The organism is Paraburkholderia sp. J69-1 (assembly GCF_905220255.1).
In the GTDB taxonomy this organism is placed as follows: domain Bacteria; phylum Pseudomonadota; class Gammaproteobacteria; order Burkholderiales; family Burkholderiaceae; genus Paraburkholderia.
In genome coordinates, this window is record NZ_CAJMZG010000002.1 from 171650 (window position 1) to 187185 (window position 15536).

The 15536-nt window shown below is 56.9% G+C and carries 13 protein-coding genes; 5 read left to right on the top strand and 8 right to left on the bottom strand.

Translation table 11 applies throughout. The features are described from left to right. Positions 1–136: 136 nt before the first annotated feature. On the bottom strand, positions 137–1072 hold the full coding sequence (locus tag U5A67_RS03945; protein ID WP_321813125.1) for a hypothetical protein: 936 nt from the start codon (positions 1070–1072) through the stop codon (positions 137–139). Between the two features lie 578 nt (positions 1073–1650). After that, positions 1651–2454: a hypothetical protein gene (locus U5A67_RS03950; RefSeq protein WP_321813126.1), complete on the bottom strand. Its 804-nt coding sequence runs from the start codon at positions 2452–2454 to the stop codon at positions 1651–1653. 937 nt (positions 2455–3391) lie between these two features. On the opposite strand from U5A67_RS03950, the gene U5A67_RS03955 reads away from it, so the two are divergent. Next, positions 3392–4231 (top strand): DNA-binding protein, encoded by an 840-nt coding sequence (locus U5A67_RS03955; protein WP_321959674.1) that lies wholly within the window; start codon positions 3392–3394, stop codon positions 4229–4231. 214 nt (positions 4232–4445) lie between these two features. Further along, on the top strand, positions 4446–5750 hold the full coding sequence (locus tag U5A67_RS03960) for a tyrosine-type recombinase/integrase (RefSeq protein WP_321959675.1): 1305 nt from the start codon (positions 4446–4448) through the stop codon (positions 5748–5750). Between the two features lie 685 nt (positions 5751–6435). Here U5A67_RS03960 and U5A67_RS03965 read toward each other — a convergent pair. Continuing rightward, positions 6436–6906 carry a hypothetical protein gene (locus U5A67_RS03965; RefSeq protein WP_321813129.1) on the bottom strand — a complete coding sequence of 157 codons (471 nt, stop codon included), beginning with the start codon at positions 6904–6906 and terminating at the stop codon, positions 6436–6438. A 228-nt stretch (positions 6907–7134) separates the two neighbouring features. Between U5A67_RS03965 and U5A67_RS03970 the strand changes: the two genes are divergently transcribed. Further along, complete coding sequence (locus U5A67_RS03970; protein WP_321959676.1) at positions 7135–7425, top strand: helix-turn-helix transcriptional regulator; 291 nt, start codon at positions 7135–7137, stop codon at positions 7423–7425. A 603-nt stretch (positions 7426–8028) separates the two neighbouring features. Here U5A67_RS03970 and U5A67_RS03975 read toward each other — a convergent pair. Then, positions 8029–8295 carry an MbcA/ParS/Xre antitoxin family protein gene (locus tag U5A67_RS03975; RefSeq protein WP_321813131.1) on the bottom strand — a complete coding sequence of 89 codons (267 nt, stop codon included), beginning with the start codon at positions 8293–8295 and terminating at the stop codon, positions 8029–8031. A 497-nt stretch (positions 8296–8792) separates the two neighbouring features. On the opposite strand from U5A67_RS03975, the gene U5A67_RS40675 reads away from it, so the two are divergent. Beyond that, a complete protein-coding gene (locus U5A67_RS40675) occupies positions 8793–8948 on the top strand; it encodes a helix-turn-helix domain-containing protein (protein WP_415767740.1) in 156 nt (51 codons plus the stop codon). 290 nt (positions 8949–9238) lie between these two features. Continuing rightward, on the top strand, positions 9239–9679 hold the full coding sequence (locus tag U5A67_RS03980; RefSeq protein ID WP_321813132.1) for a hypothetical protein: 441 nt from the start codon (positions 9239–9241) through the stop codon (positions 9677–9679). A 1272-nt stretch (positions 9680–10951) separates the two neighbouring features. On the opposite strand, the gene U5A67_RS03985 is transcribed toward U5A67_RS03980, so the two are convergent. The 4 genes from U5A67_RS03985 to U5A67_RS04000 form a co-directional block, all read right to left on the bottom strand. Next, positions 10952–11854 carry a DMT family transporter gene (locus U5A67_RS03985; protein WP_321813133.1) on the bottom strand — a complete coding sequence of 301 codons (903 nt, stop codon included), beginning with the start codon at positions 11852–11854 and terminating at the stop codon, positions 10952–10954. Positions 11855–12050: 196 nt separating this feature from the next. Next, positions 12051–12878, bottom strand: a complete 828-nt coding sequence (locus U5A67_RS03990) for an aldolase (protein ID WP_321813134.1) — start codon at positions 12876–12878, stop codon at positions 12051–12053. A gap of 145 nt (positions 12879–13023) precedes the next feature. After that, entirely contained in the window at positions 13024–13791 is a 768-nt protein-coding gene (locus U5A67_RS03995; RefSeq protein ID WP_321813135.1) for a hypothetical protein, read from the bottom strand. 393 nt (positions 13792–14184) lie between these two features. Further along, on the bottom strand, positions 14185–15321 hold the full coding sequence (locus tag U5A67_RS04000) for a porin (RefSeq protein WP_321813390.1): 1137 nt from the start codon (positions 15319–15321) through the stop codon (positions 14185–14187). Positions 15322–15536: the final 215 nt, after the last annotated feature.

A 15536-nucleotide genomic window follows, 5' to 3' on the forward strand; every position in this document is an offset into this window, starting at 1 on the left:
ATGCCAATTTATTGATCCCGGGCTTTTGCTTGTCGCCCGATAACGCAAATAGAGACCACAATGCACGCCCCCTAGGCTGATCTCATGGGGAACCAGTTGTCTCAGACCAGACGGGCGACGCTGCCCTGCTCCATGTCTACATGCCAAGTCGCTCACGCAGGAAAAGACCGATGGTCAATTCATTCCGGTACGCCGCATACGCCGACCATCGCTGCGTCGACGAGGCAGAAGGCGTATCCCGGCAGTGGGTGCCGTGCCGCTGAGCTTCCAGCTGATGGATCGCACGATCAGCCCGCAATTGCATGCCGGAATGCTGTCGACCAGCGAAATACGCCTTCAGGGTCGGCGTATGGGCATAGGGAAAAGTCCGAGCCGACATTCCGTTTTGCGAATCTGAGGAAAGGCGCGGCGATTTAGGCACAGAAGAGTAACGGGGGGAACCTGGCAGGACCGACACCTCGCGGATTACGGCAATACCACGAACGCGCAGGTGAAACATCAGGTAGCGGGACTCGCCATATCTGAAGTCAACAGCACATACGACCACGGCGCCCACGTCGAGTATCGCTTGGAGGTGACGCGCGGCGGCACTCGGTGATGTCAGCCAAAGGTCAACTCCGTCGATGCCGACGACTGGCGGCGCAGTATCTTGAGCGCTTTGCTGGGCCCAGATCTTGGCGTGGTTCAGCCGTCTTCCCACTTCCCCCGGCGCGCAACGAACCAGTAGTCCGCGTGCCGCTCCAGTGCGAAGCTGGAGCATACGCCCCTTTAACCTCCTGACTCGTGAGGATGTGGCCTCCCCGTCAATGAATCGGATTACCGGCGGTTCGTGCGCGCCGCAGGCCACAGCCGCCGGGCAGTCCGGCATTCCATGGTCGGCGGGCGATTCCCCGACAGTGAATACACTTCGAGCGGCGTACATCGCCGGCATATCCATGTCCCATCTTCTGGGGCGAGGCGAAAAAGGCGCATCGTTCACCATTAGCAGATTGCGGTCGCGCGGATCACCACGGTAGGAAATCCGAACTTTGACGGCTTTGCCAGATTGCGCGGAATGCATCGACGAGTTCATACTGGCCTCCAATTTAAGGCTGCTCTTGACATGAAGCCGGATTGCACCGAGTATGAAATTGGATGTTGTCCACTCTGCCAATCAGGCCGAGACAAACGGCGATCCGCTCTGCCAACCGGGTTGCCGTTTTTTATTGCAAGTTGATCTTCACGGACCGCTTTTCATAGCGGGGGTCTCTTGACTCTGGGGTTATGTGGGGACGACGGCGAGCGACGACGATGAAACGTGAACCCATCCAACCGGCCCGCTGACGGATCAAAGGAAAATCACATGACGCAGGGGGCTGCGCACTTTCCATCGGTTGGTAGATGCGGCCCGCGTGGAACCGATAGTGGGCCGATATAGGGATCAATCCGCACAGGCGCGCCGTATCAGGAAAATTCACCGAGATGCCCCGCCGCTTAATGACGCCCGTTAGCTTGTTCGTCGACCGGCAGCGGGCCGCGCAATGAATTGAAAGCTACAAGCCCGGAAGGGAAAAGGCCAGTAAATGCCCGAGCATGAAGCTCGTGAGCCCTATCCAGGAAGGCTCACGGCCTTGTTACAAATATGGATCCTGTGCAGCACGTCTTTTTTGCTCAGGTACGGACGTGCGTGTCGATGATCTCTTCGGCTGCATGGACGATGTCGGGGCTAGGATAGTTAGGGCCGCGCGGTGCATTCATCTCCGCATCGCCAGTTCCGTCTGGGCGAAGGAACTCCCAGATCTCCGTGGGCGAGACAAAGTCGCGAGCAGAGAAAAGGGGCACACAGAAATGCCAAGCATGCCAGAACTGTTCGACATGCCCCTCCGAGACACCCCGCAGCGTGTTGGGAAGGTGCTCAGGCATCCAGCGGCCCGGAAACTCTACGCTCCACCACGCTGAAAGGATGCGCCGCGCGTCTGCAGCCGACATGTTTTCGATGCGGATCGGCGGCATCGCCGCTAAGCCGCCACGTGCCCGGCGAGCGAAGGCATACGTGAAATCGTGTGCGCGTCGCCCCCGCTCAACTTCGCAGACAAGAAACATGCCCGTCGAGGCCGCCACGCGTTTCAGGGCCGGGGCGAAACTCTCCGCATTCCTCACCCGCTCAGGATGCCTGACGACAAGGACACCATGGTCAGCAAGGTTCAGCGTCTTTGTCCGGGTAATAACCTGTCGCAGCACATCGTTCGGATTCGCGTCCGATGCGCAACACTGCAGAACAACGACCCGGCCCGCACGATGCGCTGCTGCCTGCACGGGGGGGTGCAGCCCCACTCCCGCCTCACCCATGACGCAAGTTGCCGTGAGACAGTCTGCAATCAGCCTGGGAAGAAGTGTCAGAAAGGCGATAAGTTGGCCTTCTGTCCCCGCGCGAGAATGATGCGCGGGCCGCGCCTTTTGCTCTGTGGTTTCCATGGCAGTACCTCTACCCCTTTCAGGGATGAGTTGAACCACCGTGCCGGGCTGCTATACTGAAGTCGCCATTGCCAGGCACCTTCAATGTGAGCAGTCACACGGTAGCAATTGCAAGTTGAAAAGGCCGACGCCTGAAGCGTCGGCCTTTTCAGTTGGAACAACTAGCGATCGTGTTCTCGATAAGCCTCCTCCTTTTTTCTGACAACCGGATTCATGGACACCCGGGGCAGGCCCGAGTGCTTACATATATTTTGTACTACTAATTACATCGGCGACCCTTTCAGTACGGTCGGCCCAGACATTCACCTGTCAAGGCCCTCTCCCGGTTTGGACAGCTCGCGCCAGGTGTCCTTACTCCGTCGGTGCAAAAGGGCGGGGGCTTCTGGACATGCGTGCGATCACGCTGAAGCCACTCTCTGGCGAGGGTAGTACGTCACATGAAGAAAACAAGAGTGAGTGCAGATGACTGGTCCGGCATGAGACCGGCTCGATTCGGCGGCGGCGCTTTCTGGGTAACACGTATGCGTAAATTGTATTTGCAGCGCCGATAAAGTATTTCGATGCCGTCCAACGCGGAATATCACAATATGTCGCCATGAATTACCTAAATTCAATTTGTAGCGTTTTTATTCTTTAAGTTAAAACGAGCCTTCTATTTGGCATTTTGTGGCAAATGCCGCGCTGCGGCATATCGCGTTGAGCAGCACGATAACGATGACAAGATACTTGCCCGCCATCGCAGCCAGTTAAGTCATCTCTGAAAAAAACACCCTACCGAATCCCACCATCAAGGTTCTGAGATCTGCGCAACAGGCAGGTAAAGCTCGAAGCGGACTCGCAGGATAATCCTAATTATCCTGCCGACAGGTAATTCATTTCCTCACAAATTTCATTTCATTACACGCACTCCGTAATGAAATGAATCAATCTTGCAAAAATGCAGATCTGGACGATAATCCAGCGAATGGGCCGCACCGCACTCAATCCGCCGCAGACCGTCCGCGCTGCGATCATCGAACTGCTAGCTGACCAAGGCGTTAGTCGCCCGGTCACGCCCGCAATTTTTCGACGCGCGGTTTCCGTGCGACGTCTGCGGGAAAAGTTGGGCGGGGGCGACCCCGCCGCACTTGGTCGGCAGATCCGCTTGGTTCAGGATGAGTTGCTGCAAGCCAACGTGGCAAAGAACGGCATTGACGGCACTGTCGGCGTCCCCGAGCCGCTGGTTGGGCATCTCCGCACGCTATGGGATATGGCGCTTGTAGCCGCCAGCGAGGAGTTCGCCGGCGTTCGGAATGAAGCACACAAGACGATTGAAGCTGCACATTCGGACCGCGACAACGCCCTCGCCCTCGTAGAGATGTTGCAAAGCGAACATGAGCGCCTGAGGCGGGCAGAGAGCGAGCGCGAGAGAAGAATCGGGGAGCTTGAGTCTCACCTGCAAGTGAGATCGGAGGAGCTCGCCCGAGAACAGGAGCACAGTCAGAACCTTGGACGGCAACTGGCGGAAACATCGCTGCTACGCGAACGCGAACGTGACCAGTTGGAAAAGCAGCTCGAGGCGCGGCGAGCTGAATTCGACGGTCTGGCCCGTCGCCTCCTGAACGACACAGACATGCAACGCCAGACGTTCGTCACCGCTCAACGTGCGCTCCAGTCAGAACTCAGCCTCTCCCGACAGCTCATTGAGCAGGTGACACGCGAACGCGACCAGCTTTTGGGCGACGCAGCGCCCACGTACTCCCCCGTCACACGACAGCAGTCACGCAAGCTGAAATGACTATTCATCGTGGAGTGGATCAATGGATCTATCCAGCTGGGTGGATGTGCTAGCAACGCCGCCCCGTACACTACCGCCGGGGTTTGAAGACGCCGTTAGCTACCTTTCCGGAGTCGTTCAGGTGCCCGTCTACGTGCGCTGGACACCCTCGGCACTCGCGCGCACGTACCGCACAATGGACGAGGCAAGGAGCGCGCAGCCTGAGGTATTTGCCATGCTCCTCACAGGCGGACCGGTAATCCAGTTCTGGAACGCTGGCCGCGTGCAGACCTTGCTCGAAAGTGATGCTCCAACGATCGAAGTCGTCGTTTCCCGCCTGCTCCGCACATTGCGCATGCGCTTTCGGTTCGATGGCGACAAAACTCCACCGCCTGCCGAGAACCAGACGACAAGTCTCACGCCACGACACCGCGGGCGCATAGCGACATCGCTGGAGGATGAAGTCTGGCTCAATGGGGCCGGCCCCATGATGAACCACAATGCCACGACGAATAGCCTCGGCGTGCAGGATGATGCCGCAGCGGTGACACTGTTCCTCCGGGACAGAACCGCGGCATCAGCACATACGCGACGGGCTTATGTTGAGGAAATCCTGCGTTTCATCCGGTGGTGTGAACAATGCGATATTAGCGGGCCACTGTCCACCCTCTCACGTCAGGAATTCATTGCTTACCGCGAGCATCTCGCAGGCGTCGCCCTCCAAACCGGCGAGCTGCCGCTGGGTGCAAGCGCACAGAAGCGTGCCCTGGCGGTGATGCGCAGTCTGTTTAGCTTCTTATGGAAGACTGGCTATCTTGTCAGCAACGTGGTTGCCGGATTGAGTTCGGGGAGCCACACCCGGACTGGATTCTCCGTCGATCGGATCCTGCCGGACGCGGCCGTCCGTGCTATTGACCGCTGGTTGCGTGACCATCTCAGCGAATCCGGCCAGGCGCCTGCAGTTGCCCGGCGGGCTGCGATCGTCGCGCTATACCGATTTACTGGTGTGAGGCTTGATGAGTTACCTTGGCGCGACGGGTACCCCCGTGTCGTTGCCGGCGATGAAGGCTGGACCCTACTCGTCCGGGGAAAGGGGCAGCGTCTGCGTGAGATTCCACTACCTTCTACCTGCGTGGCGTTCCTTCGCCAGTATCGGGTTTCTCTCGGCCTGCCAGTTGTTCCCCAAGCCAACGAAACAGGCCCACTGATTCATGGTCAACGGAAGGACACATTGGGCGCGTCCGGAATGTACCGCCAGGTCCGGGCAGCATTTGTGGAGATCGCCGGCAGTCTACCCGAGACCGAGGTTTCGGCACGCCTCGCGCTTGAGCGCGCGTCACCTCACTGGATGCGGCATCTGGTGGGACGAACGCTTGTCGTCGATGCAAGCGTGCCCTTACCGATCGCACAACTCGTCCTCGGACATGCGAGTGTTGAAACGACAGCTACCTATGCAAGAGCCGATATCTCGCGAGTTCGGCAGTCGATGCAACTTGCTTTTTCCCCGGCAGCGATCAACGACAAGCCCGATCACTCGTGAATATGCCGAGCGTGCTTTCCGCGCCGGGGGGCCGAAACCGAGTGCGTGGGCCACAGATCCGCCACAGTACATTTACTGCTATGCTGCAGCGTCCCCCGTATGCACTGACTGAATGATGGCGAATTATCTGACCACGGTTGGCCAACGTCTTTTCCCTCACGCTCAAGGCAACGAGGCACTTATGGCACTGTCGGCCGTGGTCGCTGGCGCCATCGGGTCTGTCGCCACGGTGATCACGGTGGTCATGCTGACTCTCGAGCGGTAGCGGCGCGAGCAATGCTCACAGCCTCCTCCGCCTGCTGCTTGAACACCCGAGCCGACTTTCCCCTTCCGCCGGAGCGTCTTCGTCGCACAGCCGCCGCTGACATGAGCTGAATGCGAAACGCGCGGGACCGCGTTCCACAATCGACCACGTCCTACAGCCAGTTCGCCGCGAATCCACCAACATCGGTGGATATACCGTATGTTCGTCTTCTCAATCCGATCCGGGCGCGTGCCCCTACTGTTGCCGTTTCGGTCGATCGGGTTCCCCGCGCGACCTCGCCCTTCTTGACGTTCTGGAGACTGAAACCGTTGGCCATGCGCGATCAGGTCACACATAAATCGAAGTGACGACTTCCGCCAATAACGGCATCCAAGGGATGCTTTCGCATGTCAGCCCTGCTTTGGGACGGGATCGCACTTGTCAGTTGGTCTGGGCGGCCGGCGTTTTCGCACGCCAAAGCCGCGTGCCACGCGCAGGCCGGCTCGCCAAATCGTACTGCACAGAGAATGTGTGCCCTGCCGTGGTCGTAAACCGGGTCACCGCAACCAACTGCTGGTCGCGTTCACTATATTCCGTCGCGCCCACGCGGATTTCCCTGAGCGGATCAAGTGTCCACTGATCAACCTCCCTCGCCTGTCGAGTGCTGAATACGGCAGCTCCGCGAATGACAATGTCCCCGTTGATGAACTGCTCAAGCGACGGCGCGGTCTCGGTCAGGTCTAGCATCACAATCGTCGGGATGGCCCGGGAACGCGCACGCGATACGCGAAGAATCAGGACGTCTCTAGGAAGCAGTTGCTCCATCGCCAGCCATACACCCGAGCCAGCCCGCTCATCGCCGAGGGCCGGCGTCCACGCAGTCAAACGATTCTTGTCACTCGTCACAAACATACAACCACTACCTCAAACGCAATTGCTAGAACGACATGGTCAAGGCGTGAATTTCTGCGATCGGGGCTGTCTCGCCGCGATCGCCTCCCTGCCATCAAAAATTCCGGAAGTCCTTACTGGGCTTGGATTCCACGCATCTACCACGTACTTAATTCCCAGTAAGCTGGGAAGACAAATTATAGCGCCAACCGGACATTGCTCCCATTTCACTGGGAGAAAGATTTGGAGTTGGCTAAAGCCTTCGGCGAAGTTCTACGCGAGCACCGTATCCGCCTTGAGCTGACACAGGAGCAGTTGGCCTTTGAAGCGGATATACGACGGACATACGTCAGCATGCTGGAACTCGGGCAGCACCAGCCAACCTTAACGATGCTGTTTACGCTTGGGATCGCTCTGAAGTGCACGCCCAGCGAACTGGTCGCCGAGGTGGAAAGGAAACTCGAGAGCAACAAGCGGCAGCAGAAAAAAACACCCGCTGCAGCCAAAAAGCGCGTGAGAGCAGTCAGCAACAGGAACTGACCCACCCTTCTTCGCTATGTGCCTGCTACCGATCAATCTGATCATGCTCGCTGCGCCAACAAATTGCCGGCGGATGGATTGTAGGCATACGCGCGCAGCCGGACAACCATCAGTACGGCACGCGCAAGTCGTCGCTGCCGAATCAGTCCACGTGGGACTGCCCGAAACCGGGCGAGGTGTGTTTTCCTTAGCGATTTTGGCTAGTTTAGCTGCACAGCTAAACTAGCCAAAATCGCTAAGGAAAGAAGCATGAACTAGAAGCGTTGCCGTTCCGTTGACAGTCATCGCCGCAACTGGGCGACAGAGAGGGCAAGGTGCTCGGCGCATACCCAATAGCTTTACGAGTTCTTTGAGTCTTGGCGACAGGGTCGGCCAAGTGCGGCGCACTAGTTGCTGACATCTGGATCGATGACGCTCAGCTCTGGAGCGCTCTATTCAATCGTTGCGGATGCGTCCTCTAAGCGAGCACGGCGTCACATGACACGTCATGGAACCTGCACAGCTTCAGGATAGCCCCCAACCACTTTCGACACACGAGCCGAGCTCCCCAGCGACTAAGATTGCCGTGGCTAATCAGTGTGCATAGCCGAAGTCGGTTCGACGTTACGCATACGCCCCGCTCTGCATCCCGGTAATCAAAGTCGCCAGCACCCTGCGCCCTTCGCGCGTATCAAGAAAGGCGGCCGGCTGCACTCCTCCAAGCGCTGGATTCGGCCGCGCCAGCCACGTCCTCAGCCAATTTCCCGCATCAAACTCGCGCCGCATCTCCTGATCACCCGATTCGGCAACTATTTTCCGGACTAGCTCAACTAGGTTCGCCGACGCGTCGAAATCGGCCTGACTGTCCTCGTCGATCCATTTGATATTCACTCGGATTCTCCCCATGAATTTCCTGAAGCAATGCCAGTCTAGCCGCTCGCCGACGGAAGGGCTCGAGCAACTTGGCGGACATCTGTATGCCGTAGACCATGACGCTGCTCGTTTATACTTTAAGGGTTTGGGGGCACAAGATGCTAGCCATTGCTCGGCGCCTTTCCCCACGTGCAGAGGACTAGGAGGCGCTTGTCGCTCTTTCAGCCGTGGCGGCTGGAATAGTTGGATCGATCGCAACGTTGGTTACAGTGGCCATGATGCTGAGCGAGCACTAATCCAGTGATGCGCACTCGGCCAATTCCGGTCCGGTCACAGGTTGCGTGGCGTGCTAACGTATTCTCACTGAATACTCGTTTAAAGCAGATTCCCGGATGCGAACCTTCTCGTGTCTGCTTAACGCCCGCGGTCGACGGGCGTTTCATTAAGCTCATCCGATGTGAGAACCTTCTCCCATCTCGAGACCATGAGTGCACTGAAACGGTACACAGGACCAGTTGGCGTTTGAGGCCGACATACGACGGACTTACGTCAGCATGCTGGAACTCGGGCAGCACCAGCCAACCCAGACAATGTTATTCACACTTGGAACCGCCCTGAAATGCACACACAGCGATCTTCTCGCGGAGGTTGAAAAAAGCTGGAAAGTGTGACCCAGACGAAGAAAAAAGCAACCACTGCGGCCAGAAAGCGCATGAGAGCCTCAAACAGCAGTCGCTAACCCCAGAGGCTAGAGGGAAGCTCAACGCAGTTATAGGCAAGCCCCGGCCTCCAGAGCATCCTAACCGTCGGATCGAAGCGCTGCGCAAGGCAGCGCATCCCGAGGCAATCATCTTTTCGTGCTCAATTACGGCTCGTAAGTTACGCTGAAAGTCCAGATGCATGCTGCAGTACTTGATGCTAAGTGGCGCCCACCAGAAGATTAGTCCCTCGGAGATTGTCCGTGACAGACCATCTTGCGTATGAACCGGACACGACGATAGCACTCAAGTTCCGCGATGAACTCCTTGCAAGACAATGGCCCAGCGATCATCAAGTTGCCAGGTTGACGGGTGACAAAACCAGCTTAGAGGAAGGATCGAACACAACCCATGCGAGGGCGACTGGCATTCTGCTGGGCGTCTGGTCAGAGCACCTGCCCGGTTTCGTCTATCCGGACTTCCAGTTTGACCACGCCGGCGCGATCAGGGAGGAGATCGTCGAACTCCTCGCCGTGCTACCAAGAGAAAACGATGAAGGCGGCTGGAGGCGTGCATTCTGGCTGTATTCGCCTCATGCACTGCTTGATGGCCAGACGCCGGCGGACGTATTTCCAGGCGCACCGACGCGCGTGATCATGATCGCGCAGGAGGAATTCCAGAGCGCCCCGGATGCGGCCTGGTAAAGGCAGTCTACCAACCCACAATGGCTGCCGGCCTCAAACCGCCATACGCGCCGTAGCGTGTTGCCGAGGGCAAAGACCTTGAAACGTCCTTTGCCGTTCCTCACATGCATTTGATTGCTAGACCGTACAGTGAACCCGGTGCTTGCGCTTGCAAGACTTACCAAGACTGCCTAACGCGCACTCCGCCTTGTCGGTCGTGATGATTTCATGCGACCAGTCTCGGAAGGATACATATGCGAAGACGATGCTTGCGATAACTGGCCTTATCGCGAATGCACTCTGCATAACCCCACTAGATTCATGGGAACTCCCTGTCGCCCCACTCAGAACGGATCGCCCACAGCCCAAGCTGCGCCCATAATTTCGCGTCGCTCGGCGCGTTGCGCGCCCGGCACGGAGCCCCACCGCGCACAAAGCCATCACAGCTACTCGACCTCACCCGCACCTAGGGCCAGCCCTTGCGCGGCATCATCGCCCGCCTACGCCAGCGCGACGAGCTGATTAAGCTCTCACGCATCGCGCAGCCGGGCGCGTCCAGTAAGCGGTTCGGGTCATGAATGCCCTGAATGTGCTGCACACCGAGGCCTGCAAACCCCGCGGACCGGTTGTTGCCCTCACGGACAGCGCTCGCCCTCGCCGACGCCGGGACCACCTCATTCGGAAAATTGCTACTCATCAGCCAGCGTCGCTGGTGGCTACCAGTGCCGGAACTCGGAACCACCGGCGCACAGCAGGCAGACCGAAGGCGCTGACCAATTCATTGAGATCGCTAACTCGCGCATTCGCTGATATAACAAAAACCGAATCAAGATCGAGCTTCGCGGACTCAGTCAGATTGAATGCTGAGAGGGACAAGGGCTGATGAAATAAGCATGTCCAAGAATTACGCCGCCCCCCCAAGCGGACATGTCAATGTAGCGGCTACAAGCCTAAACGGCGATCATACTTATTATGCAAATACGACAACTACGCGCGCGGCCCTGTGCCGACCATGACCCGCATGCGAGGGGTACCTTTAACTTCACGCGACTCGGCGAAGCGGTTCGAACAATCGTTCGCGGCGCGAGGACTGAAAATGCATCAAGCCACGCTATCGTAGATGTCTCATCCTGCTCGTCACCTTAATGATCTAACCAACATCCGCATGACACAGCGCGGCTTCCACCGCTCGCAGACAAGCGAGTTTTCGTAAAAAAACAGGGCCGGACAGCAAACTGCTTCGGCTCGCCCGCAAAACAACACCGCCGTGTTCGAATACCCCGCATTGATAAATCAAATAGTCGATACCGTACTACGTGCAGCCCGTTGTTGTTCAAACTGAACCAACGCAATGCTCACGAAAACGAGGACGATTGCGAGCAATTCAAGAAGACCAAAACGCTCTCCCGCAGCCCAACCCGCCAGCAAGGCGACCGCGGGAGCGAGATAGTTCACACTTGATGACGCTACGGCGCCAATCTGCTCAAGCAGGTGGTAGTAAATGAGAAAAGCCACGCCTGTTCCCAAGACACCGAGTCCCAAGACGACACCGATCGTCGCGCGCCAGTCATGAAACAAGTGGCCAAGCCCCGTGAAATTCGTGCAAAATGAAAGAATGAGCAACGCTAACCCCATTTGCCAGGTTGCGAGTGCAAGAGGCGACAAATTTGCAGGGGCCAGAAACAGACGGACATAAATATACGAAAGCCCCCAAACGCTGGCACTCGCCAGCAACCATAGCATCCCTGTCACACTTATCGCGCTGCTCCCGCTTTCCCAAGGGCGAGTCATGAGAACAATTCCCAGAAATCCAAGCAGCACAGCGATGACTATGGCGAGGGTTAGCCGCTCGGTTCGCAAGAAGACAACAGCAAAAAGTGCAGTGAAAAGCGCAATCGAACCGCTAAGTACGCCTGCGACGCCTAACGGGACCATGGCAGTCCCCTTGATGATGGCAATAAAGTAAAAGACCGTTGCGCCTCCCGCCATCATCAGAAAGTGCGGCAGAAGTCGTAACTGGTGGCGCGAGATTGCTCGCTGGCGCCAGGCTGCGAGCGCCAGAGGCAAGAAGCCGAAAAGCACGCGTAGGAACGCTGTCTGAATCGGACTGATGAGTTCCGTCGCCCATTTCATGTAAATGAAGTTTGTGCCTCCGAGAATCCCGAGCACAACGAACGCAATCGTATTCAGTCTCATATTATCGACAAGTGGCAGCAAAATAAGGATGATCGGCCAACCACCGTTCTTCCGTGGCTACGCAGTTACTTTGGATTGACGATGTGCGGATCACGCGCCGCCGCATTTACGCAATTGATGTGGTCAACCGCCGGCATCTCCGGCGGCCAATCCCATGCGATGTCAGATGCGGTGCCTGACCTCGTATGCCAGAACCTCAGAGTGACCGAGCGGATGCAAAGGCTTCGCTCAACTCTCGATTCGCGTAGTCCGACCGCTGTTTGTCCAGAAACCTCTTGACGCTGGCGAAGTGAAGTCGCGCACTATCGTGCGCGCTGGTACGTTCGGCCAGAGCCACTTCCCGGACGATATTAAGGTCGACGGGTACTGTCTTGCACCCAGTGCTCATAGCCTTCACCTGCGTCTCGGCAGCCCGCTCCAAGTAGTACAAATCGTCCCATGCTTCCGCTATGGTGGGGCCGCCGACAGTTATACCGTGATTTTGCATGAAGGCGATTGGCTTTGTACCCATAGCTTTGGCAATTCGATCCCCTTCATCGCCACTCAAGGCGAAACCGTTATAGTCTCGGTCGATCGCAATGCGGTCGTAGAATTTCAGCGAAGTCTGCAAGGACCAATCGAATGGATCGACGTCAAGCATGCATAGACTGGTCGCGTATGGCATATGTGTATGAAACAGTGCCTTGATATCAGAACGCAACATGTGGATGCGCGCATGAATCCAGAAAGCCGTTGCTTCGGGTCTGCCCGCTCCCGCAAACACGTTTCCATTAAAATCGCACACCGCGATCGACGCTGCCGTCACCTCCCGAAAAGCCAGTCCATATGGGTTAATCAGAAAGAGATCAGCATGGCCAGGCACTACAGCAGAGAAGTGGTTGTCGATTCCCTCCCCATACCCATGGAAGCCGCTAATCTGCAGCGCGGCCGCAAGATCGATTCGTGCCTGCCAGATTTCCTCAGTGTTGACGTCAATGTTTGCCCTGCAAACGCCTTCATTTTTTGCAAGAAGTTCGACAGCCATAGCCGTCTCCTTGTTTAGCTGGATGGATAAGTTAGAAGACCAGTTATAGGTACGCCAGACGCTTTAACGCGAGAATTTTCGTCCGATGACAGGCAAATTTACGCCAGACATACGCAACCAGGCGTTGTCACAGTCACGACAGGCGTCACAGACATTTGAGTGCAAGCTCGGGGCGGATGAATCGGTACGACTCCATGACGAGATTGTTTTCCTTGATACGTACACGACGGCTCTCCGCCGCTTCTCGCATCTGCGGGGTGATACCAACGTTGAGTTGACATAGCCGGGGACCGAATTCGGGATCGCCCTCTTTTACTGGTACCGCTGACTTACCAACGCGGACTGAGTGCTCTTCGGAGAGTTCTACAGGTCTGATCACGCGCTCGACATCCCGCTCTGTCCGCGAACTATTGCTTCTTACAGTGAAGTCAGGATCAGCGACACGCCCGCTCGGGTCGTATACAGTTGCGGTGACGATTCGATCTAGCGCACAATCCTCTTCCTTTCGGCGATGGACAAGATCACGCGGCGGACGTTCGGGAATCGCGAGGCGGGTTATCCCGCGGTCGTTAATCGCACCCAAGATGTCCCGATGGTCATCTGAAACGAGATGCTCGCGACGTGCAGGCCAGAAGTCGAAGTTTCCGTGTGCCCCCCGCCATTGCCCCACATGTATCGCAAAGATCTCGGGATAGATCTTGCGCTCCGCCCTTCGACTCGGCTTTACATCATAGAAACACATACAGGCCAACTGGATAAGGTGCGTCGCCCCGATACCCGCGAGCGGTTCGTATATGACAATGCCGAATCGGTCTTGCGCATTCCACTCTGGAAATACATCCCACATCGTTGCGGGCTTTTGCGAGACTTCGACATCGTACATATCCGAACTTAATGTGCCGATCACGTGCATATCGCCCTTCTCCTATGTATTTCCTCTGCAACCAGAACAATGAGCAAACTTCAGTGCATCTCAGCAAGACGCACTCTCAAACGGTTGATAGTGTCGCGCTAGCGCAACAATGATCGAGATCGAGCCTATTCACGAATACAGACGTCCCGACCGCTCCGTCACTATTGGTTCGAAATGCATTCCTGTCGAAGAACAGCGGGACCCTTTCAACCGACCAGGTGCCCGAGTTCTAACTTCGTTCGCAGCCAGGCCAGAAAAAAACTCCCGTGCCGTAGCACGGGATAAACGGGAATCATCCCGTGGAGATACCAACGCTCGAAAATCGCACTCGACCGCGCCAGCAGCGCGTGGAGGTTTCGACCTCCAGCGGATCCCGCCGCAGCCTGCCTTCTATCAAAATTTGTGGCGAAGCCCAACTGTTGCGATGACCTGTGATGCACGGCCCGCGTCGATGTCTTCCGACCCGATGACAGCCTGCGCCACGCCTTTACCATCCGTTCCCGTGGCGTGGCCATATGCAACGACGCTATAGACATCAGTGCGCTTGCTGAGGTTGTAGTCGGCACCAAGTGCAACCTGATGACGCGTCGCGGATGAGTCACCAAGCGACCGCATATAGTTGTACCCAACTTCTGTCAGGAACGCAGGAGTGATTTGCCAGACGGCATACACAGATCCGTTGTGGTATTTTTCCGACTTAGTGAAGGTGGACGAGGCATCGGGGTTGTACTCGGAGTAACTGTAGTATCCACCGAGGATGACGGAACCGATGGCATAATTGCCGCCCGCGCGCGTAATGTTGATCGAGCGTGCCGACGCGTACGCGGCATTCACGCTACTGTTAAAAAATGAGTCCGACGTCGTCGTGCCACGCGTGGAGAAGGTCGCATTGCCGTTATCAACGTGCATGTAACCTGCAGCGAGGTTGACCGGACCTCCTGACCATCCTGCAGCCGCACTGTACGTCTGCCCGGAGCCCGTGGCACCGGCGACGCCACCGAACGAGTACATCGCTTCGACCTGCAGCCCGCCCCAGACAGGGCTAGCCCACTTCACAGCGTTGTTGAAGCGAACGCTGTTATCGGAGTTATCGACGTCGCCGGGAGCAATGTAGAAGCCAGCCAACCAGTTGTCGCCCTGCACCGGTTGGACCTTGTCAATCAGAGGATCATACTGGCGACCAAACGTGACAGTACCCCAGGTATCTTTCCCAGAGAGGCCAACATAGGCTTGGCGCCCAAACATCCGACCGCCCTGAAAGAACTTGCCGTTGGTCGAATCAAATCCGTTTTCGAGCTGGAAGATTGCCGCCAGCCCTCCGCCGAGGTCTTCGCTGCCTTTGACGCCCCAGCGTGAACCCGACTGCACGCCGGTCGACATCAGAAATTGCGTCGAATGACCGCCACTGTTGTGAACGTACATGAGACCCGTATCCACAACACCGTAGAGCGTCACCGTATTCTGTGCAGACGCTCCCCCAGCAACCAGGAGGCCAGCCAGAACAGCCATTCTTTTATAAGTATTCCTCATCATGATCTCCAAAAATATTCCCTTTGCCGTAGTAATACCTGGTTTACTTCTTGGTGCGACCTTGCGCTCGGGGGAAACATGCTGGATGAACACGTTTCCGCTAGAATTTGTTTGCGCGCCCCCATTAGCCGCTCGACAACCGAGTCCTTACCTGCAAAATTTGGCAGAGAAAATCAAGACTCGAATTGACTTACGTCGGGCATTCTCCCTTCGCG